This window comes from Bacillus sp. ISL-78 (genome assembly GCF_018613455.1).
GTDB lineage: Bacteria > Bacillota > Bacilli > Bacillales > DSM-1321 > Peribacillus > Peribacillus frigoritolerans.
In genome coordinates this window covers 161269-182185 of the sequence record NZ_JAGGQC010000027.1, presented here as the reverse complement: position 1 = coordinate 182185, position 20917 = coordinate 161269, and the positions used below count along the sequence as shown (strand labels likewise).

The window sequence follows — 20917 nt, the reverse complement described above, 5'->3', positions numbered from 1 at the left end:
CCAATGAGATGCTTCCTTTTTGTGGGTCATTTATTTAGCATACGCGGAACAATCAATGCCTCTTTGAGATAACCAATGATAGGTATTTCCTTTGATGACTAATTTCGATTTTCTTAGCTCTGAGATATTACCGCATCCGAGTGCAGTCATGATGACCTTTAAATCTTCATGTATGTAATGTATTTCTTTAATCAAATGCTCCAAGCCCAACTCTTTATAGAGCTTGAGGAAATGTCCAGCCAATCCGACACCTTTCGCTCCTAGCGCCAGGCTTTTTGTAATTTCCAAAGGGCTTTGAATGCCACCCGACCCAATGACTGAAAGCTGTGGCGAAACATTCACTGCTTCGACAATCGAAGCGGCTGTCGGTATGCCCCATTCATTAAAATAGCCGAGTATTTTTGCTCGTCTTTCATTCTCGATTTTAGCAAAATTCGTTCCGCCAAACCCGCCTACATCAATGATTGAAACACCTACCGAATGTAATTGCCGCACCGTTTCCATACTCATCCCAAATCCAACTTCTTTTACGATGACAGGAATTCCGATCGTTTTATTGATTTTTTCTATTCTCGAAAGGGTACCCGCAAAATCCCTGTCCCCTTCAGGCATCGTCAATTCTTGGATGACGTTAATATGTATTTGAAGGGCATCGGCCCCGATCATTTCGCTTGCCCGCTTAGCCTGTTCGACTGTTGCTTCACCACCGAGATTACCAATCAACACACCATCAGGATTTTCCTTCCTTACAACTTTGAAAGAAGCTTGCTGGCTAGGATCTTTGATGGCTGCCATTTGCGATCCTACCGCCATGGCGATTCCCGTTTCCCTTGCAGCAATGGCTAGGTCACCATTCAATTTTTCCGTTTCAGGGCCTCCGCCTCCGGTCATGGCATTTATAAAAATTGGCGAACTTAATTCAAGTTCGCCAACTTCTGCTGTGAGGTTCACATTATTCAAGGAAATACCTGGTAAGCTTTGGTGAATAAACGAAATATCTTCTAGTCCGGTTTGTTGCTGCTGTCCTGTCTTAAGCGCAAATTCTATATGATCTAATTTTCGTTGTTTTCTCTCCAAGGCCATCACCATTATTATCTTATTTTAGTTTTTTCAATTGATCACCGATCATTTCACCTAGCTGAAAACCCTTCGATTCTTCAGGCATCTCATAATCTGATGTGTTGTAATTGGATTGAGGTTCTTCAAGTTCCTTGATGCTCAATGATAAACGCTGATCCGTTTCATTGACTTCCAGCACTTTCACTTCGACAGACTGGCCTTCTTTAAGTACTTCTTGCGGTGTGGCAATATGCTTGTGTGAAATTTGTGATATATGGACAAGACCTTCTACGCCTGGAAAAATTTCCACGAATGCACCAAAAGAAACAAGGCGTTTGACGATACCTTCCAGTGTAGAGCCTTTGGCAGCTTTTTCTGCAATTCCTGCCCAAGGTCCAGGAAGGGTATCCTTGATGGAAAGTGAAATCCTTTCATTATCACGATCGATGGATAACACTTTCACCTGAACCTTATCCCCTTCGGACACAACATCGGATGCCTTGTCGACATGCTGATGGGAAAGCTGGGAAATGTGGACAAGGCCGTCTACGCCACCAATATCCACGAACGCACCAAAATCGGTAATCCTTTGGACCACACCCTCAAGCACTTGCCCGCTTTCAATCTTATCCAAGACGTTTGCTTTTTGCTTTTCCTTTTGGTCCTGGACCACTGCCCGATGTGAGAGGATTAAGCGATTTTTGTCTTTCTCAAGTTCAACGATCTTGAATGTTAAAGTTTTGTTTTTGTAATCAGAAAAGTCTTCAACGAAATAGTCTTCTACTAGAGAAGCTGGAACAAAACCACGTACGCCTAGATCCACGACAAGCCCGCCTTTGACGACATCTTTAACTTCAGCCTCAAATACGTCTCCATTTTCAAATTTCAATTCCAGGTCATCCCATGCCTTAAGAGCGTCAATTTTACGTTTTGATAGAATGAGAGCTTCTTCTTCGACTTTAATGACTTCCAGCTCCAATGCATCACCTTCCGAAACGGCATCTGAAGCCTTTTCGACATGCAGGCTTGAAAGCTCACTGATAGGTATGATTCCATCAGTCTTGCTGTTTTCCACATCGACAATGACCTGTTTTTCTTCTACCTTTGAAACGGTTGCTTTAACTTGATCCCCAACTTTGTAATTGTTCACTTCTACTTGGTTCATATCTTCTGTCATTACTAACTCCTCCTTAACCCATGACTGATCAGCAAATTTCCTCTTCATCGGCCACATATTTTATTTAAAGTGGTTCAATAAAAACACTTTCCTAATAAAGATAAAAACAGTTTTTTTAAGAGTAATAAAGTTATAATTCCTTTTCATCGGCAATAAGGAACAATACCCTTATTTTATAAATTCTAACAAAATCAGAAAATTGTCAAGTATGAAGGACTATTTATGTTCGGAAATCAATTTCCCAATATGCTCCATGATGATCTTGGTGGCGTCATCGGCTGATATTTTCTGTTCACGATATTCGGTAAAATTTATTGGAGGACCGTAAACGACCTTCAATGGACGTAAAAATTTATATGGGCCGATGATTGCACACGGTATGATAACGGCATCAGACCGCAACGCAAAAAATCCGGCCCCCGCCAAACCTTCTCCCAATTGACCAGTCTTGCTTCTGGTTCCCTCGGGAAACAGACCAATCGCCTTGCCCTCCTTCAAAAGCTTTAAGCCTTTCCTAAGGGATTCCCGATCGCTATTGCCGCGTTTCACGGGAAATGCATTTACTCTTGGTAATATACCCTTTAAAACAGGCGCATGAAACAACTCTTCTTTCGCCATGAAATGAATATCCCTTGGAGACGTCATGCCAACTACGGGCGGATCCAAATTATCAATGTGATTGGCACAGATCAAAACCCCGCCCTCTTTAGGGATATGTTCCTTTCCGAGTGCTTTAACCCTAAACGAAGGCGTTAAAACGCCTTTTACGATGTTCTTGGCAAATGTGTAAAAATCCAATGTCATCTTTTCCTCTCTTCTATTAAAGACATGATACTTTCTGCAACTTCCTGAATCGATAATGAGGTCGTATCGATTTCGATAGCATCAGCTGCCTTTTTCAATGGCGATACCTCGCGTTCGGAGTCCAGCTTGTCCCTTGTTGCGATTTCTTCCCTTAATTTTTCGATATCTGATGGAAAACCTTTCAATATATTTTCCTGATGCCTCCGCTGTGCCCTTTCATCAACGGAAGCGATTAGAAATACCTTTACTTCGGCGTTTGGTAACACATGCGTACCGATGTCCCTGCCATCCATGACGACACCGCCATTTTCACCTAAGATTTGCTGCCTGCGAACCAATTCCTCCCGGATGCTCCGGTGCTTGGCCACTTCCGAAACGGAACCAGTCACTTCATTGTTCCTGATTTGGGATGTCACGTCCTCGTTATCCAAGAAAACCAACTGCCCATTTTCACTTGGTCTTAATTCGATTTCCGTATTGATGAGAACTTCTGATAATGCTTGTTCATCATCAAGAAGAATCTTTTGATTAAGGGCCTTATAGGTAATGGCCCTATACATCGCCCCTGTATCCACATATATGTAATTGAACTTTTCTGCTACAATTTTAGCAACCGTGCTTTTTCCAGCAGCAGCTGGTCCATCGATTGCGACTGATATTTTTTTTTTCATAAATCCTCCCAAGAATCCTACAATCATGCTGATTATTTAATACCTTTTCATTTTATCACAACTAGCGGGAAAATCATTAATAAAAGGGATGTGTACGTTCAAAATCACCTTTGTTCTTTTTTTGATCCCTACAGCCATCAAAAGGTTATCCTTTTATTGAAAATCTTCTTACAAAAAAAAGCGGATCACCGCTTTTACTTATGGGTCCCATTGAAAGTTTCAATGATTTTCGTATAATTATTGCTGGTGACACCTTCATACCTCGAGAGCTTGGTCAAATCAAAGATTTGATCCTCCCTGCTCAAAAGGAATTGGAAAAAAAATAAGCAGGCCAATTGGATGATGATCACTTTAATTAATAGTCTTTCAAATGTTTTCATATAAGCCGCACCCTCCATCCGTTTATATTAGCAGTATGGATGGAATCGCTGTTTTTCATTCAATCATGTTAAACAGGCAAGCCTTTTTTCTTTAAATCCACCTGCTTTTCAAATATAAACCTCATTAATGTCTGTATATCATTTTTTGAAGGTTCAAGAAATTGGACGTGCAAAAGCATATTTCCATGCTCTTTTTCCGTTACGCGAATGACTTTGCTTTTTAACCTTAAATAATGAATCTCACCTGATTTCAACGTAAGCGCCATCCACAGGTATAATTGCGAAACCGATTGAATTGCGGTGCCTTTTAAAAGCCTTATGGAAGCCCCGCCAGCGCTGATATCCTCCGTTAATGTGCGAAAAGGAGTAAACTCGGAATGTTCTGGGTGAATGGCCGTATCCAAGGTTACATCCAGGCGTACGAATTGCCTTCGCTGGATTTTAACAAACGTTTCTGCTTCGGGCAGCAATAGTTGCATCATGGGTATTCTACCTTTCACTTTTCCAAGCACTTCAGACTCGAATACATAAACAGCCTGCTCTTCATTGGAAAATGTGACATTGAACTGTGTCCCATCCATAAGGAATGCAATTTTTCCAGTCTCAACATCGATGGGAAAGTCCGTATAGAAACAACCCGTTCCCATTTCCACAACCATACAATTGAACTTTTCCTTCTGTGGTGTGTATTTTGGTTCGAGCATTAATATATCACCAATTTTAAACATCGTCGTCCACGTCCTTTTCGATAGTAGGAAAACACATAATATTACCTATTAAATTCCTATATAATCCAATAATGATGAAGTTATTATGTCATGAAATAAGAAAAAGGGAAAGTGACTAAGCACATTTCCCTACATGATTGACGATTTTTTTTTAAATTAAATTCTCGTATACCGGTTCGGAATTTTTTAATTTTTCAACCTTTTCTTCTTGACCGGTATCTGCATTAATGAAAATACGGTAGGTATCGTCTTTAATCGTACCGAGAAATTCATAACAAAGAACTTCTTCACCAATATCATTGGTTATTAACGCCTTGCCTTCTTCCATTATTTTTACATTGCTGTTGATTTTGTCCTTAGCTTCTTTCTCGGACATTTTCGGATTCCCTACTTCCCTGGTTTTATGTGATTTCAAATACTCATCAGCTGAAAAACCTATAACGGTTCCATCATCCAATGCGATTTTGACCTTGACTGAATCTGGATAAATCTTGACTCCATTTTCTGAGGTTACGAAATTCAATAATGCGATATTATCGTATTGGGCACTTTCAAATAATTCAAGTGAACTGAAATCATGTTCCTTTAAAAAAGCTTCGGCTTTTGTATAGGCTTGATTCAAATCAATATTGGTTTTGTTCACATCTCTATTATTGATATACCAAATAGGGTAACCGCCTTTTTTTGTCAAATCCATATTCAATTCAGTACCGGAATCTTTATCAAGGATGCTCACACTATAAAATCCATAATCAGAACCTTTTCCGTTTTCTTCCACATTCACCTTCAAATTTTTGCTTTTTGAGTGTGCATAGTTTTTTGCTGTCGCGATTGCTTCTTCTTTCGTAATGGTTTCACCTTGCAAATTTTTGAAGTTTTCATCCCTCTGCTGTGCAGAAGTAAAAGTCGGGTTCATCTCATTCGTTTCCCCGTACCCAGATACTTTTTTCTCTACCGTCTTTAATCCGTCAATGATCGTGTTATCCGAACTTTCTTTCCCTGATGCAAGAGCCATTTCGACATCCATCCACCTTAAATTGTTTTTAAGGACTAGATACTGCACTTTCCTTAACTCGCCCTGGATGTCTCCTGCCTGTGTGTACAAGGATTGCAGTGTCGCATATTCCTTATCATTCAATGGTTCTTTTTCAAGGTCCCGTACCGCTGTTTTATAACTGAAGTCCGCAATTTTTGATAAAAATTCCTCTGTCTTATTAAAAGGAAGCAAGGTCAATGGCAACTGCCCGACATCACTTTGGGCTTCGGAAGTGATACGCCAAACATCTGTTAACGCCGGACTTAATGAATAACGTGAATTCATGGCCAAAGTACTGCCGACCTTATCGTGCAATAAATCCACCTGATAGCTTAAATCATGAAAGGCTCGCTGATACGTATTTTCCGCGTTGATTAATACAGCATTTTTTTCCTTATGTTCTTGATAACCCCAGAATGCAGTTCCCGCAATAACTACAACAAGCAGGGCAATCACTATATTCCTGATCATTTTCCTTCACCTCTTTACTTACAAAAGATATGTTTTCCGATTCTTTTAATTTGTTCCCTTGACCAGATCCATTTGCTTGTTGCCGTATCGGGATTAAAATAATATTCTGCATTACCACTTGGGTCCCACCCATTGATAGCATCCACCACGGCTTCTTTCGCCCTTTCGTTCGGTGTTAGCCAAATCTGTCCATCCGCAACAGCCGTAAACGCCCCAGGTTCAAAAATCACTCCCGAAATGGTATTAGGAAATGCAGCACTTTCCACCCTATTCAGGATTACAGCTGCAACGGCAACCTGGCCTGTATATGGCTCCCCTCGCGCCTCTCCATAAACGGCATTGGCCATTAGCTGTATATCGTTTTGAGAATAACCCCCTGGAAGATTGGCAGATGTCGTTGGTTTGGAAGGGGCCTTTCCGGTAGCGGTTCCTCCAGTTCCATTCCCTTTCGCTTTTACTTGTTTTTCAATGGGGACTCCCCCATAATAGGTGAACTCGTTTCCTTTATTGATTTGCTCATGAACCCAAGCTTTATTGAAATTAGACGCATTCGCCAACTTCTGTTTTGTTGTAGTCCCTGCTAAACCATCGATTGGCAGCCCGAAATCTTGTTGAAAGTTTCGAAGTGCCCAATAAGTGCCCCATCCATAGGCTCCATCAATCTTTCCCTTATAGTAACCGGTGTTTTGCAGACGTGCCTGCAGTTCAATTACATCATCTCCAACCGCACCTTTTTGGATGACCTGGCTCGAAAAGGCATTTGTTCTTGTTTCCGGGTAAATTCCGAAACATATAGTTATACACGAAAACAGCAAAAGCCATTTCCATTTTGACGAAATTCCTTTCATCAAAAACACTCCTCTTTTTCTTGAATTAATGTAATTCTATTTTCTTCTTTACTGGCTTTTTTATTCCAAACATAAAAAAAACGGAGCGGGCAAAATATGCCAGCACTCCGTTTTTTGATAGTATTCGTCATTTGCTAAGGTAGTTATTGTGTGAAAGTTTTTCTGCGTGAAAGTCAGACAACAAACGTGCTTTCTTTACTTTTTTCATGCCTAACCACCATAGATAAATCATGAATGGCATAATAAAGTACACCCAAAATTTTTGGGAAACCAAAATATAATCGTAAATCCCATGTAACGAAATTGGTATGATCAATGCCAATAATAAATAGACCCTATTATTCGAAGCCGAAAATTTCGCCTTGCCCAAATAATATCCCATGATCACACCGAACAAAGCGTGACTGGATACAGGGAGAACGGCCCTTAGAAAAGCGTGTTCCACCCCGTTGGCCAGCAGGTACAAAATATTCTCCATTGTGGCGAATCCAAGGGAGACTGCAGCTCCGTAGACAATCCCATCATATGGCTCATCGAATGCCACATGCTGATAAATAACGTAAATGAGTATGAACCACTTGAAGAATTCCTCAAGCAGTGCAGCCCATAAAAAAGCATTTGCTAAATCCGTATTCAAGATTTGCTCGGTTTCGAGCACATACTGTATGAACATAATCGGCAATACAAGAAAAACACCGAATATAAATGTTTTGACCACAACCGATATCGGTTCGGTCTCATATTGATCTTTCAAATAGAAATAGCTCAATAGCGCCAATCCTGGCGCAATAGCCGCTGACAACATGACCAGCATTAGCTGACCCTCTTTTCATCTTCGTTTCCTTAATCGTACCATGGAATGAAGAAAAACTGAATCCAAGAATCAACTCTTCCATATTTTATTTAATCCTTCAGTACTTAAAGAAGGTCTCATCTATAGGGTTTTCGCTTGCCAGCATGACAGCTAACTTTATTCGTGCCTTCTTGCTATCATAATCAGCGCCTAAAATCACACCGCGTTGTTTTAGATCAAATGCGCTGCCTTCATAATCATAAGCTGGGTATACTTTTCCTTCTTCTGCACTTGTAGTCATGATGATCGTTATTCCTTTATCGATTGCAGCTTGTATGGAGGTTACCATTATAGGGGTGACTTGTCCCCTTCCTACACCCTCGAGCACGATGCCTTTCGCACCGTTTGCGATCGCAGCATCAATAAAGAGGCCGTCAGCTCCTGTATGGCACTTGATGATATCCACCCTTGGGATGCGATTCTGAATATCAAAACACTCCCTATGTAAAGGTTTTTGATAGATGCTCACGACATCATTATCAATTATCCCCAAATATCCATAGCCAAAAGATTCGAATCCCTGTAAATTGGAAGCATGAACTTTTTTGACATACTTTGCTGAATAGATCCGCTCATTAAAAACGACCACTACCCCAACATCCCTAATAAGATCACTCGCAGCGCATAATATCGAATTCCTTAGATTGGAGTATACATCGGTGCCCACTTCTTGAGGAGAACGTTGGGAGCCGGTTAATACGATTGGACGTTGATCATTACTCGTTACATCAAGGAAGTATGCCGTTTCTTCAAGTGTATCCGTACCGTGTGTCACGACGATTCCCGTAACATCTGGATCCTCCAATTCCTTTTGTATGGCTGATTTAAGCTGCTGCATTTTTTCAAAGGACATGGACATGCTTGAAATCTGGAAAAGATCAACCACTTTAACCTCGATATCGCTGGGCAATTCGCAAAGAGATGCCAACTCATGGCCAGTCAATGCACCAGAGGCCAACATCCCATTCACAGTTTCTTTACTGGCAATAGTCCCACCAGTCGTTATTAATGAAATTTTTCCCATACGGTCACAGCTCCTCATTTATATCATTCACTTTTCTTTAACGGCCAAATGATAGGCAATCAATCCACCATGAAACCTGCCGTTCTCGATGAAGATTTCGTTCGCATTATTTCCGGCTGCCAGAACTCCTGCAATATAAAGACCTTTAACGTTCGTTTCCATCGTTTCCTCGTTATATGCAGGCCTTCCAGTCTCCTTATCAATAGTTATGCCCATTGCAGCTAAAAAGGAATGGTCAGGATGGTAACCAGTCATTGCAAATACAAAATCATTTTTAATGACCTTTTCCTCATCACCTACATGATAAATCACGCTGTCTTCCGTTATGCTATCGACATTCGCATTAAATTCCATCTTGATCGTTCCATTGCGGACTAATGATTCGAATTCCGGAAGAATCCAAGGTTTGATACTTGGAGAGTAATCCGACCCTCTATAAAGGACTGATACCCTTGCTCCTGATTTGACCAATTCCAAAGCTGCATCCACACTTGAGTTTTTGCCACCGATGACTGCAACATCACAATTATAGTAGGGATGGCCCTCCTTGAAGTAATGAAACACTTTAGGGAGCTGTTCGCCCGGTATGCACATATAGTTAGGATGGTCATAGTATCCGGTCGATATGATTACATGCAGAGCTGTATAGTCCCCCTTCGATGTCTTGACTAAAAACTTGCCATTTTCTCTTTTTTCCACTTTTTCCACTTTTTCAAATGTATTGACCCGCAATTCTTTCCTTCTGACTACCTCCCTATAATAGGCTAGCGCCTGATTGCGGACCGGTTTTCGATTTTCGATTATAAAAGCGACATCACCAATTTCCAGTTTTTCACTCGAACTGAAAAATGTTTGATGTGTCGGATAACGGTAAATGGAATCAACCACATTTCCTTTTTCAATGATCAGGGACTGTATTCCCACTTCTTTAAGAGCGATCGCAGCAGCCAATCCACACGGGCCCCCACCTATGATAATGACTTCTTCAACATTCATCTTTATTCTCCACTGCCTTTCCATCCACTATGTGATACGTTCGTCTAAAAATAAAAACTCCTATCAATACATGATAGGAGTTTTTACAATTCTTTTCAATGATAAAGCAATGAACATGATGTTAACTATATATTAAAACCGATTTGAATCCTTTTAGATCCAACCACGGAAGCGAGAAGCTTCAGCCATTTTTCTAACGCCGATCATATATGCCGCTAGGCGCATATCAACGCGTCTTGATTGGGCAAGTTCATAAATGTTATTAAAAGATTTGACAAGGATTTTTTCCAGCTTTTCGTCCACTTCTTCTTCAGACCAGTAATACCCTTGATTATTTTGTACCCATTCGAAGTAAGAAACCGTTACACCGCCAGCAGAAGCAAGCACATCAGGAACAAGAAGGATTCCGCGATCCGTCAGGATTTGTGTCGCTTCAATTGTTGTAGGTCCGTTAGCTGCCTCGACAACGATCGATGCTTTGATATCCGCAGCATTTTCTTCAGTGATTTGGTTTTCGATTGCAGCCGGAACTAAAATATCACATTCCAATTCAAGCAGTTCTTTATTTGAAATTGTGCTTTTAAACAATTTCGTTACGGTTCCAAAACTATCTCTCCGATCGAGAAGATAATCGATATCCAATCCCTCCGGATCATGGAGTGCACCGTATGCATCTGAAATACCAATGACTTTAGCACCTGCGTCATGCATGAACTTAGCTAAGAAACTACCTGCGTTACCAAAACCTTGAATGACGACCCGTGCCCCTTTAATATCGATGCCGCGTTTCTTGGCAGCTTCATTGATACAGATCGTTACACCCTTAGCAGTGGCTGATTCACGGCCATGAGAACCACCAAGCACTAGCGGCTTACCCGTAATGAATCCTGGCGAGTTGAATTCATCCATACGGCTGTATTCATCCATCATCCAAGCCATGATTTGGGAATTTGTAAATACATCAGGTGCCGGGATATCTTTAGTCGGCCCCACGATTTGGCTAATTGCGCGAACGTAGCCCCGGCTCAGCCTTTCAAGCTCACGGAATGACATATTACGAGGATCACAAACGATTCCGCCTTTACCCCCGCCGTATGGCAAATCTACGATGCCGCATTTCAAACTCATCCAAATGGATAATGCCTTCACTTCACGTTCCGTTACATTAGGGTGAAAACGGATACCGCCTTTAGTAGGCCCAACAGCATCGTTATGCTGCGCACGGTAACCCGTGAAAATTTTAACCGATCCATCATCCATGCGTACCGGTATCTTCACCGTCAATAAACGCAAAGGTTCCTTCAAGAGCTCAAAAACTTCTTCCGGGTAACCCAGCTTATCCAAAGCTTTATGTATTACAGTTTGGGTTGACCTCAGTACGTCGTGTTTTTCTTCTTCATTAACTTGGCTATTGCCTTTTGCCGATTCCATTAAAAGTACCTCCTAGAATATCTCATCCATATATAAAATTATAATGTACAAATAGTCCTCTTCATGTGCTAGTATACACCTTCGTTACATTTATGCAAGAGTAAAAATGGGAAATTAAAAGTTGGAAATATTCTAAAAATGAAAACGTTATCATATCAACTGCTTTCTTACTCTTTTACCGTATATCTTGTTCGGCCGAAAGTTGACATAAAAAAGGCAAACCACATTTTTTTACGGTAATGCGGCTGCCTTGTCTTCTTTGTTTTACATCAGCTAAAATGTTTGAGCAAAACATGTATCGCTTCATTTTCGATGATACATGTTCCATATTCATTGATGCGGCTGAGTGTCAATGTAGATGCATGGCCATACTCAGCCGCTAGAGATATGACCGTGTCATATGTCGTGTCTTTAACATTTTCGATAAGTAAATAGTATCTACCCTCAAAATGATAAAGGGTACTATCAAGCAAACCTTGAAAAGATAATCTATGAGATAATTGGACGATATCTTCAAAGTCATCGAAAACATAAAGAATATGGGGGAAATCATCAATTTTCACCTGTAAATCCAAAAATTCCTCTTCGTCTGCCAATAGTTCCTCTTCTTCCTTTGTCACAATGATTATCAACCCTTGTGCAGGCAAGGAGAAAATTTCGATTGCAATGGAGCCACTCATTTTAAAGCTGAGTTCTTCGCACGCTTCTTCGACCATATCCTGAAATAGCTTGTGGACCTTTAAGGAATTCCCTAAAATATCTTCTTTCGTTATGCCTCTATCAATTAAATCATCAAGGGTCAAAAAAATCTTGATTTTATTATTAGTTAATCGTTCCAGCTTCATAAAAAAATGCCCCCTGGTTACCATCTTCATACATCATATGAAGCCTTGGTCTTAGAGTGCATATCCATTATTTCTCCTAATACGGCCGTCCTAACCTTTCAGCCACTCCTCCCATTTAGATTGCATGTCCCCCATTAAGACTCCGCCGAAGGCAGTTCTGTCTTCTTCAGAAATAAGGCTCATAGCCGCACCGCCAATGCCCACCTTCAAATCCGGAAAATCCTTCATTAACGCTTCAACCAGCTTAAATGTTCCAGCAAGATTCTCTTTCAGTGAACATGACATGAATAGGTAAGAGGGCTTAATGATGTTTAAAGCGGTGAAAAGGTCCTTATCAGCAATGGATTCTCCTAAATAAATGGTTTCATACCCTTTCCGCTTCAAAAAAATGGTGAAGATTAATAGTCCAAATTCATGTTTTTCACCGGGAGCACAAACGGTAAGGGCTTTCGGAAGAAAACCATTAGTAGGAATTGTATGCATAACCGAACTGATCCTGGATTTAATTATGTTCGAAGCAAAGTGTTCATGAGCGGAAGTAATTTCTCCCCTTTCCCACTTATCTCCAATCTGAACCAATATTGAACCGAGTACATCCACTATGGTTTGTTCGATTGTATACATACTGAACGCTTGGCTTATCAGCATATGGGCTTTATTTTCATTGAAATTCAATAAAGCTTCGATTAATTCATCCGATAACTTAATCGCTTGTCCATCCTTACGGTTCGTTTCAGGAACTCCAGGCGCTAGAGTGCCAGTACTTTCGAGAAGTGACACGGCTTGGCTTATTGTAAAACCTTGCTTTGTTTTAGTAATGAGCCACTTAAGGATTTGCAGATGTTTTTCAGTATACAGCCGGTGCCCCGATTCATTCCTCACAGGTTCGATAAATTTATAGCGCCTTTCCCAAGCCCTAAGGGTTCCCGACTGAATGTCCAGCAGTTTTGAAACTGCCTTTATATTATATTTACCTTCTTGCATGGTTTTACAAGGCCTCCAATAACTGACGATCATTTGATGAAATTATAGTGGATTCTTCAAGGTCTGTAAAATCCCGGTATGCTCGCTTAAAAGCAGCCTAATAGGTTTTTTCCACAGCTTCTCCTATTTCAGTGTCTGTCCCCCTTTTCAGGGTGAAGAGGTGCGTTTCAGGCTTTGCTTCAAGCCTTAAAGGCACTGCGCTTGTACCATAACCATTACTCGTCATATATATACATCCCCCCTCTTTTTTAACGCTTCCGATCTGATAGGGCCCGAATCCGAATATGCGAATCTGCCCGCCATGGGTGTGACCTGACAGGACAAGACTAATATGGTGTTCCGGAGTCAACTGTTTCTTGACCAATGGATTATGGCTCACCAAAATCCGGAAATCTTCATTCCCGCAATCCGACAGGGCAAGGTCAAGCCTATCACGTTCTTCCGATATATCATCAATGCCCAGAAGAGCGATTTTGCTGCCATTCTGAGACTCAAAAGAAACAGCTGTATTATCAAGGATCTTCACCCCATGTTTCAAAAGAGTCGCATCCAGTTCATGGAAGTCTCCTTCATAATCATTATTACCCCAAACAAAATAAAGGGGACCAAGTTCTTTTAGTTTCAATATATTTTTTTCCACACGTTCTAAGGGAACCCCGCTTTCCCTAATGTCACCGCCGATTATCACCAAATCTGCCTTGTCACGTGTTTCCTCAATCATCTTATCCGCAACGATACGCCGATGAAGATCGGATATAAAAAAAATCCGCACATCGCCAAAGCCTTCAGGAAAGTCTTTGAAATATAGGTCTTGAGAAATCACCCTATCTTGCATAGCCGTACGCCACATGTAAAAGACCATGGCAAATGACAGCAGGATGATGATTAAAAATAATCCAGATAACCATAACATCTTCGTTAAACCTTCTTTCCATCCTTATCCAAACGTACTTCCATATAACCATAAAACGGTATTACCCGCAATTAAATATGATTCATTTATTTTCATGATATAAGTTAATATCATAATTCTTCTTCATCATTTCAAAAACCTTATGGCGATTTTTCCATTCTTCCTCTTTTTCCCACAGTTGCTTACTTTTATTAATGATTTCACAGCGTAGCAGTTGAAACTCCTTTTCAGCTTTATCTAGCTTTTTTTTAATTAAAACCATATATCCATATAGACCAATCGCTGCCGCCAAAAAAAGGAAATGGCTAAAATGGTCGACGAAAACACTAAACATACTGAAAAAGGAATAGGAATAAGGTACAACGATATAAAAATAAAGATAAATCATAAAAAGGACAGCAACAATCATGGTTGCCCATAAGCTTTGAAGATGCTTCTTTTTAAGTGCCTCGAATTTTTTCTTCCGATCCACGACATTTTGCAGCATTTGTTTTGTTGCTTGATCCGTTTTCTCATCCAGTAAAATGATTGTCGATTCCATCGCATTTCCTCCTCTGCTCTTTCAAATCATGATATGAAAGAGCAGAGGAAAAAATGTTAATGTATCTGTAACGATTGCCTTCATACTTAACCAAGTTGAACAATATTAAAAATACCCTGCCTATAAAGACAGGGTAAGACTGGAGAAACTCGATAATAATTGAGTTTGTCTCCAGCTTTTTTAGGTTTTTAAAATTTGAATGTTGATTTTCACTTCAGGCACTCGCTTTCCGCGGGCGGTCCGGGAGCCTCCTCAGCGCCCGCATGCGGGGGTCTCCCTTGGACGCGCTTTTCCCGCAGGAGTTCCGTACCTTCCGTCCCAATCAACTTTACTTTAACATTAAGGTAGAACTCCTGTTGCCTAAAGTCTTTTTTTGTTTTGAAATAGAAGGATTTAAAAACTTGATTTTTTCTAAAGGTGCCATCATTATTTCTTGATTGGAATTTTCAATACCTGACCTTTGGAAATTTCATTTCCATTCAGCCCATTCCACTCCCTGATCAGAGCAATCCCTTCCTGTGATTTGTAGTAATTCATGGAAATGCGAAATAATGTTTCTTGACCTTGAACAGTATGTAAGACAACTTTGTATTCCTCTTTATCTGATTTAGCGGCTTGTACATTTTTCTTCTCTGCTGCTGCTTTCTTTGCCTTTTCCTCTGCTTCTTGCTGAGCTTTGGCCCTAGCCTCAGCTTCTCGCTGCACTTTAGCCTTTTCCTCAGCTTCTTGCTGTGCTTTGGCTTTAGCCTCAGCTTCTTGCTGCACTTTAGCCTTTTCTTCAGCTTCTTGCTTTGCCTTGGCTTTTTCCTTAGCTTCTTGCTGCGCTTTAGCCTTTTCTTCAGCTTCTTGCTTTGCCTTGGCTTTTTCCTTAGCTTCCTGCTGCGCTTTGGCTTTGGCTTTGGCTTTAGCCTCTGCTTCTTCTTTTTCTTTCTCCGCTTTAGCCTTTGCCGACTCTTTTTCCTTTAAGTCCTCTGCCGTTGCTGTAGTTGGAATCGATTCTTTCTCTTCCTCTTTTAAGACGACTTGGTCACTTTTAGTAACAGGTAAAGGCCTTTCCTGAAGATATGTATAAAGGCTGTAAAATCCAATTGGAAGCAAAATGAAAAATAACGCTAATAATTGTATAATTGGAAGTTTAATCTTCACTTTACTTTTTTTCTTTTTATTCCGGTGGACTTTGCTCCGTTTGGGCAATGATGACTTAGCCTTCTGGCGTTCAATTCGCGATCGAAGTTCACCAGCCTGATCATTTTCTTTTTTATTCTTTTGCACCCGGCTCATTCAAGTCACCCCCTTTCTTGCTAAACCCTCTTTGCTTTTTGTTCCTGATTAAAATACCAAGGATAAAGTCAATCAAAAAGTGGGCCGTAATCGTCACGATGATATTATTAGTCATTTCAAATAGAAACCCGATAAAGAAGCTCAAAACCAATACATTTAAAAATAAAAACCAATTAAAAAGGTAACGATAGTGAACGGCAGCAAAAATGAGGCTCGTAAGAAGCAAACCAAAATGTGTTTGCAACACTCCACGGAATAATACTTCTTCACCTATCGCTACCACTAAAGCTACGACAAATATCATCGGGTATGACAAATTACTGAAAATGCGTTCGTTAATACCGCCATCATCCTGATAGGAAGATGGTGTCACTTTCATAAGCAATATGTCAATTAACACGACAATGACCCCAGCAGGAACACCAATCAGCAAAATGTTCAGGTCATCAAAGATAAATAAGTCGAAAAAAGCAGAACGGTCTTTAAATAAAATAATACCTAAAAAGATGGCTAACGTTAAGAGAATAATTTGTGTAAGGAACAAATTATATAGCAACTGTCTATTAGTAAGTTGTTTAATTAATTCAGCTTGCTTATTTTTCATTGCCATTTTCCTTCTTTAGTAAGATATTAGCCAATTCCTTTTTCCAAGTGGAAAAGGAATTGGCCGGATCCACCTTGACTTCCGGCCATACATCAGCCATTTTTTCGGCATCCATCCCACAGATATCACAGCAGATGGGGTTAGCGTCCCGATGCTTTTCTCCAAAATAGTCCAGTATCCCTGAACGGCGACATTCCTGTGCATATATCCAGTGAAGGAATTTATGCAGCTTTTCTTGATTACTGGTTTTCCTCTTTTGACAATACTCTTTCATCTCTGCCACTTGATCCTGGTTATTGCCCATAATAAACTGGGTAAAAAAACGGAGCTGGATTTCGTTCAACGAAAAGGATTGCGACAGCTGCTCTTTTTCTGAGGGGGTCAAATTCGCCAGATTCTTTTGTGATTGATTAAGGAAAGAACATACACCATCGATTTGCGAATCCGTAGGCAACTGTTGCTCCATCAAATGAAGGGGAAGCCCTTCATCCCCTTCGCTATATAATAAGACAGCCACACTTTGTTTTCGGTCTCGCCCCGCCCTGCCAATCTCCTGAAGATATGCTTCCATCGTGGACGGGATATGAAAATGGATAACATATCTGACATCCGATTTATTCACACCCATTCCAAAAGCACTTGTTGCGCATATGATTTTCAACTGGCCGGAAATGAATTGCTGCTGAATGAGCATCCTTTGTTCCTGCTCCATTCCACCGTGATAATAATTGACACTATCGATCCCGTTATCCTGTAAAAACCCCGCGACTGATTCCGCCACTTTTTTAGAGGAAAAATAAATAATTCCGCTTCCGGTAAATTTCCTGACAAGCTCCAGCACACGGGCTAGCTTCTCATCGTAGCTGAACATTCGCTCGATAATAATGGCAATATTTTCACGATCAACGGATGAGACCATTTCCTCGACCTGCCCAATGTTAAGTTTAACAACGATGTCCCTCCGGACCTCATGGGTTGCAGTTGCCGTCAGGGCAAGCGTCAACGGATTATTCAGTTCACGCCTCACTACTCCTAAATTCAAATAATCCGGACGGAAATCGTACCCCCATTGTGAAATGCAGTGTGCTTCGTCTATGACGAACAAACCTATTTCTATGGATTTCAAGGATTTTATCACACCATCGATGCTAAGCATTTCGGGAGATAAAAAGATAAATCGATAACTATGTAACCTATCGAAAGCTTTCCTTTTTTGATTAAGCGTCAAAAAAGAGTTAAGGGTCAATACACTTTTTTCTCCGCTCATCTTCAGCTGATCCGCTTGATCCTGCATTAAAGATAATAACGGGGAGACAATTATGACAGTCTTATTTACCAGATAAGCCGGCAGCTGATAACATAATGATTTACCTGACCCGGTCGGGAGCATCGCTAATGTATGACGGCCGGACATCAATGATTCAACCACTTCCTTCTGTCCTGGACGGAATTCATCAAAACCGAATTTTTCTTTGAGGACTCGTTCTATGTTCATCATCTCTCACCTATTTTCGCAAGTACAAGTCTTATTTGGAAAAAGCTTATTTGTTTATTATCGACCATCTGCTTGATAGCTTTAAGTTTTTTTGTACCAAGTTCCTTAATCGCTTCAGCAATTTCCCTCTCATCCTCGATTGTCACATAATCGGAAATCGGAAAATCTTTTTCCGATAAAACAATTTCTACAAGGTGATCTTCGATGGTGTTGACTTTCAATCTGCGGATTTCAGCTATTTCACCGAGGCTTTTCCCTTCCTGGATGAATCGTAAAGTAGTCTTTGTAGATTGTGTCAAATGAGGATTGCCACTCCTTTTCCAATCATTGGTTAAGGAGGATAAGAGAGGGTAGTCACTACCCGCTTCCATTTCTGCAAGCATTTGATGCAATGAGTCAAGGAATGTATAGCGAACATACTCTTCTTCCGCCTTTTTCCTTTTTGCAATCTGTTCGAACGTTAGACCAATCCTGTTTATCCCGGTCAATTTCAAAATGAAAATGTCTCGTTTCATATCACTTTGATTTTCTAAAAGGGATACCAGTTCATCATATAGATGTTGGGCAATCAACGCTCGATCCTGACGATTGGCATGTAAAAATTCCTTTACGAAGAATTGGATTTTGGGATTTCGTTGTATCGGATAAAAACGTCTTTCATTGTGGACAATATGGGATATGGTTTGAATGAGTAAGTTTAACCTTTCCCAGAAAACAGGGGTGATATTGTGATACTTCCAACCATTTAAATATTCCGGAAAAGGATTAATTTTAAAGTAATCGTCCAACATTCGTTCACCTTGCAAACTAATTTCATATGCATCTGGTTTATCCGTTAAATTAATCAATTCATGCTTAAGTGAATGTTCAATGTTTTGATTTAATTGCTGACGGGTAAATCGAGGTATTGTCCCAAAAATATCCGTTAACCCGAATAAGTGGGCATCTTGGATAGTTTGTGACGATTTCTTCCCCTGCAGCATATGGTATATAGCATAAATGGAGCGCTCACCTTGAAATTTTTTTATCGCATATAGAATGATTGCCTGTAGATAATTATTCATGGGACTCACATCCTTGTTTCATTTAACCAATAAACCCATTGTAACAAAAATCTGCAAAAACCGCCGTTATTATTGATGAATACAACGGAGATTATGTGACTAAATGACGAAACATGGAAAGGGCCAAGTTAATTATTTCGATGTTTTTCGTTGACATTCAGCTACATGATAGTAATTATCAATACAATTTCTATTGAAAAGTTTGGCATTCGGTCTTACAATAAGAAAGAGATAATAATCTGAAATAAAAAGATTATCAGTTGTTAATCAACTTAGGAGGGGTTATATTCATGGCTAAATTTACTATTGTGGATAAAGAAACATGCATAGCTTGTGGAGCTTGCGGAGCAGCGGCACCAGATATATATGATTATGATGACGAAGGGATTGCATTTGTTACCCTTGACGATAACGAGGGTATCGTTGAAATTCCAGATGTACTTATAGACGACATGATGGATGCATTTGAAGGATGCCCTACGGATTCCATCAAAGTTGCTGACGAGGCATTTGACGGAGATGCACTAAAATTCGAATAAAAGTACAAGCCATTTTCAATCGAGAATGGCTTTTTCTTTTGGCCAATGTCGCATTACATCTTCCCTACCAAAAAAACAGGCATGAAAAAACAACCGGATATTAATATCCGGTTGTTTTTTCATATCTATCGTCAATGCCATTAAGCATTTTTATATAATGTTTGCTTATTGATCCATGTCTGTAATTTAATGAACAGCAACATGAATACAGATGTGATGAGCACGCCTTTAATCACGTTGAAAGGCAAGATTGCCGTCGTAATGAACTTTCTTGACTCGGGCGCCGACATGGCATCCCATCCCATAAAGAAGGTATAGGCCGGTAAAAAGACAAAATAGTTTAATACGCTCATGAATACTGCCATGGAAACTGTTCCCGCAAGTAAGGCGAACGTCATTCCTTTTTTTGAATTGATTTTCTGAAATACATAATAAGTCGGCAAGACAAACAGTATTCCGGCTATAAAGTTAGCGATATGCCCCACAGGCACAGCAGTCAAGGTCCCTGTCATGACTAAATCCAATAGGTTTTTAATGAACTCGACTAGAATTCCAGCCATCGGACCGAAAATCAATGCCGCCATCAGTGCTGGTATGTCGCTAAAATCAACATTGAGAAAAGGCGGGAATCCTGGAAACGGGAAATTTAAAAGCATCAATAAATACGAAATGCTTCCCATCATGGCAAGTGAGACCATTTTTTTCACTTTGTTCTTTTTCATAGTTCTCTCTCCTTCTTTTCCGATCTACCTGAAAAAGAGGTTAGGATTCCAAAATGTTGATGTTCAATAAAAACCCTTTAATTCCAATGGAATTAAAGGGATAAATTAAAGGTTACATCAAACAAACGTTCAGCAAATAACTGTTGAAACGCACTAAGGAACCTCCATCTTCTCCCATCCAGACTATACTGTCGGCTTTGGAATCACACCAAATCCTGCCTTGTAAGGCTCGCGGGCTTAGAAGTAGAAATTCCTTCATCACCGCCGGTGGGGAATTGCGCCCCGCCCCGAAGATAGACCTATAAAATTTTTTATACTTCCTATTATATCTGAAATGCCTTTTTTTTGATAGCATTTTTTCTCATTTGATGCATGTAGGATGAATATTGATCGTCGCAGTGAACGGCTTAAAACAAACAGCGGATTTACAATATGTCCATTCGAAAATTTT

22 protein-coding genes and 1 riboswitch are annotated in these 20917 nt (G+C 40.2%); of the genes, 1 reads left to right on the top strand and 21 read right to left on the bottom strand.

Features of this window, described 5'->3' with window-relative positions:
- Positions 1–30: 30 nt before the first annotated feature.
- The 20 genes from fni to J7I96_RS23100 form a co-directional block, all read right to left on the bottom strand.
- Positions 31–1077 (bottom strand): type 2 isopentenyl-diphosphate Delta-isomerase, encoded by a 1047-nt coding sequence (gene fni / locus J7I96_RS23195; RefSeq protein ID WP_214772071.1) that lies wholly within the window; start codon positions 1075–1077, stop codon positions 31–33.
- A 19-nt stretch (positions 1078–1096) separates the two neighbouring features.
- Positions 1097–2236 carry a 30S ribosomal protein S1 gene (gene rpsA, locus J7I96_RS23190; protein WP_053535602.1) on the bottom strand — a complete coding sequence of 380 codons (1140 nt, stop codon included), beginning with the start codon at positions 2234–2236 and terminating at the stop codon, positions 1097–1099.
- Between the two features lie 216 nt (positions 2237–2452).
- Complete coding sequence (locus J7I96_RS23185) at positions 2453–3040, bottom strand: lysophospholipid acyltransferase family protein (protein WP_214772075.1); 588 nt, start codon at positions 3038–3040, stop codon at positions 2453–2455.
- The gene (cmk, locus tag J7I96_RS23180; RefSeq protein WP_214772077.1) at positions 3037–3711 is read right to left on the bottom strand and encodes a (d)CMP kinase; all 675 of its coding nucleotides are present in this window, start codon (positions 3709–3711) and stop codon (positions 3037–3039) included. The genes J7I96_RS23185 and cmk overlap by 4 nt, the downstream gene beginning before the upstream one ends.
- A 194-nt stretch (positions 3712–3905) precedes the next feature.
- The gene (locus tag J7I96_RS23175) at positions 3906–4091 is read right to left on the bottom strand and encodes a YpfB family protein (protein ID WP_048681726.1); all 186 of its coding nucleotides are present in this window, start codon (positions 4089–4091) and stop codon (positions 3906–3908) included.
- Positions 4092–4159: 68 nt separating this feature from the next.
- The gene (locus J7I96_RS23170) at positions 4160–4819 is read right to left on the bottom strand and encodes a flagellar brake protein (protein ID WP_214772079.1); all 660 of its coding nucleotides are present in this window, start codon (positions 4817–4819) and stop codon (positions 4160–4162) included.
- Positions 4820–4970: 151 nt separating this feature from the next.
- Entirely contained in the window at positions 4971–6326 is a 1356-nt protein-coding gene (gene ypeB, locus J7I96_RS23165) for a germination protein YpeB (RefSeq protein WP_214772081.1), read from the bottom strand.
- A 14-nt stretch (positions 6327–6340) separates the two neighbouring features.
- Complete coding sequence (gene sleB / locus J7I96_RS23160; protein WP_396020131.1) at positions 6341–7165, bottom strand: spore cortex-lytic enzyme; 825 nt, start codon at positions 7163–7165, stop codon at positions 6341–6343.
- 136 nt (positions 7166–7301) lie between these two features.
- A complete protein-coding gene (gene prsW / locus J7I96_RS23155) occupies positions 7302–7988 on the bottom strand; it encodes a glutamic-type intramembrane protease PrsW (RefSeq protein ID WP_214772084.1) in 687 nt (228 codons plus the stop codon).
- 97 nt (positions 7989–8085) lie between these two features.
- Entirely contained in the window at positions 8086–9051 is a 966-nt protein-coding gene (locus J7I96_RS23150) for an asparaginase (RefSeq protein WP_214772085.1), read from the bottom strand.
- 27 nt (positions 9052–9078) lie between these two features.
- Positions 9079–10047, bottom strand: a complete 969-nt coding sequence (locus J7I96_RS23145; RefSeq protein WP_214772086.1) for a YpdA family putative bacillithiol disulfide reductase — start codon at positions 10045–10047, stop codon at positions 9079–9081.
- A gap of 153 nt (positions 10048–10200) precedes the next feature.
- Positions 10201–11478 carry a Glu/Leu/Phe/Val family dehydrogenase gene (locus J7I96_RS23140; protein WP_053535610.1) on the bottom strand — a complete coding sequence of 426 codons (1278 nt, stop codon included), beginning with the start codon at positions 11476–11478 and terminating at the stop codon, positions 10201–10203.
- 269 nt (positions 11479–11747) lie between these two features.
- The gene (locus tag J7I96_RS23135; protein WP_214772087.1) at positions 11748–12323 is read right to left on the bottom strand and encodes a genetic competence negative regulator; all 576 of its coding nucleotides are present in this window, start codon (positions 12321–12323) and stop codon (positions 11748–11750) included.
- Between the two features lie 90 nt (positions 12324–12413).
- Entirely contained in the window at positions 12414–13307 is an 894-nt protein-coding gene (locus J7I96_RS23130) for a MerR family transcriptional regulator (protein ID WP_251029227.1), read from the bottom strand.
- 97 nt (positions 13308–13404) lie between these two features.
- Positions 13405–14220 (bottom strand): metallophosphoesterase, encoded by an 816-nt coding sequence (locus J7I96_RS23125; RefSeq protein WP_214772090.1) that lies wholly within the window; start codon positions 14218–14220, stop codon positions 13405–13407.
- Between the two features lie 82 nt (positions 14221–14302).
- Positions 14303–14761, bottom strand: a complete 459-nt coding sequence (locus tag J7I96_RS23120) for a YpbF family protein (RefSeq protein WP_034308074.1) — start codon at positions 14759–14761, stop codon at positions 14303–14305.
- Between the two features lie 426 nt (positions 14762–15187).
- The gene (locus tag J7I96_RS23115) at positions 15188–16042 is read right to left on the bottom strand and encodes a LysM peptidoglycan-binding domain-containing protein (protein WP_214772091.1); all 855 of its coding nucleotides are present in this window, start codon (positions 16040–16042) and stop codon (positions 15188–15190) included.
- Positions 16020–16646, bottom strand: coding sequence for a CPBP family intramembrane glutamic endopeptidase (locus J7I96_RS23110; RefSeq protein WP_214772093.1), 627 nt, complete (start codon positions 16644–16646; stop codon positions 16020–16022). The genes J7I96_RS23115 and J7I96_RS23110 overlap by 23 nt, the downstream gene beginning before the upstream one ends.
- Positions 16636–18141 carry a RecQ family ATP-dependent DNA helicase gene (locus J7I96_RS23105; protein WP_214772095.1) on the bottom strand — a complete coding sequence of 502 codons (1506 nt, stop codon included), beginning with the start codon at positions 18139–18141 and terminating at the stop codon, positions 16636–16638. Before J7I96_RS23105 ends, J7I96_RS23110 begins: the two co-directional genes overlap by 11 nt.
- Positions 18141–19205, bottom strand: coding sequence for a YpbB family protein (locus J7I96_RS23100; protein ID WP_214772097.1), 1065 nt, complete (start codon positions 19203–19205; stop codon positions 18141–18143). The genes J7I96_RS23105 and J7I96_RS23100 overlap by 1 nt, the downstream gene beginning before the upstream one ends.
- Before the next feature lie 290 nt (positions 19206–19495).
- Here J7I96_RS23100 and J7I96_RS23095 point away from each other — a divergent pair, with 290 nt between their 5' ends.
- Positions 19496–19744, top strand: coding sequence for a ferredoxin (locus tag J7I96_RS23095; RefSeq protein WP_034308087.1), 249 nt, complete (start codon positions 19496–19498; stop codon positions 19742–19744).
- 140 nt (positions 19745–19884) lie between these two features.
- Here J7I96_RS23095 and J7I96_RS23090 read toward each other — a convergent pair whose 3' ends face one another.
- A complete protein-coding gene (locus J7I96_RS23090) occupies positions 19885–20466 on the bottom strand; it encodes an ECF transporter S component (protein ID WP_214772099.1) in 582 nt (193 codons plus the stop codon).
- A gap of 162 nt (positions 20467–20628) precedes the next feature.
- Positions 20629–20765: riboswitch (FMN riboswitch) on the bottom strand.
- Between the last annotated feature and the right edge of the window lie 152 nt (positions 20766–20917).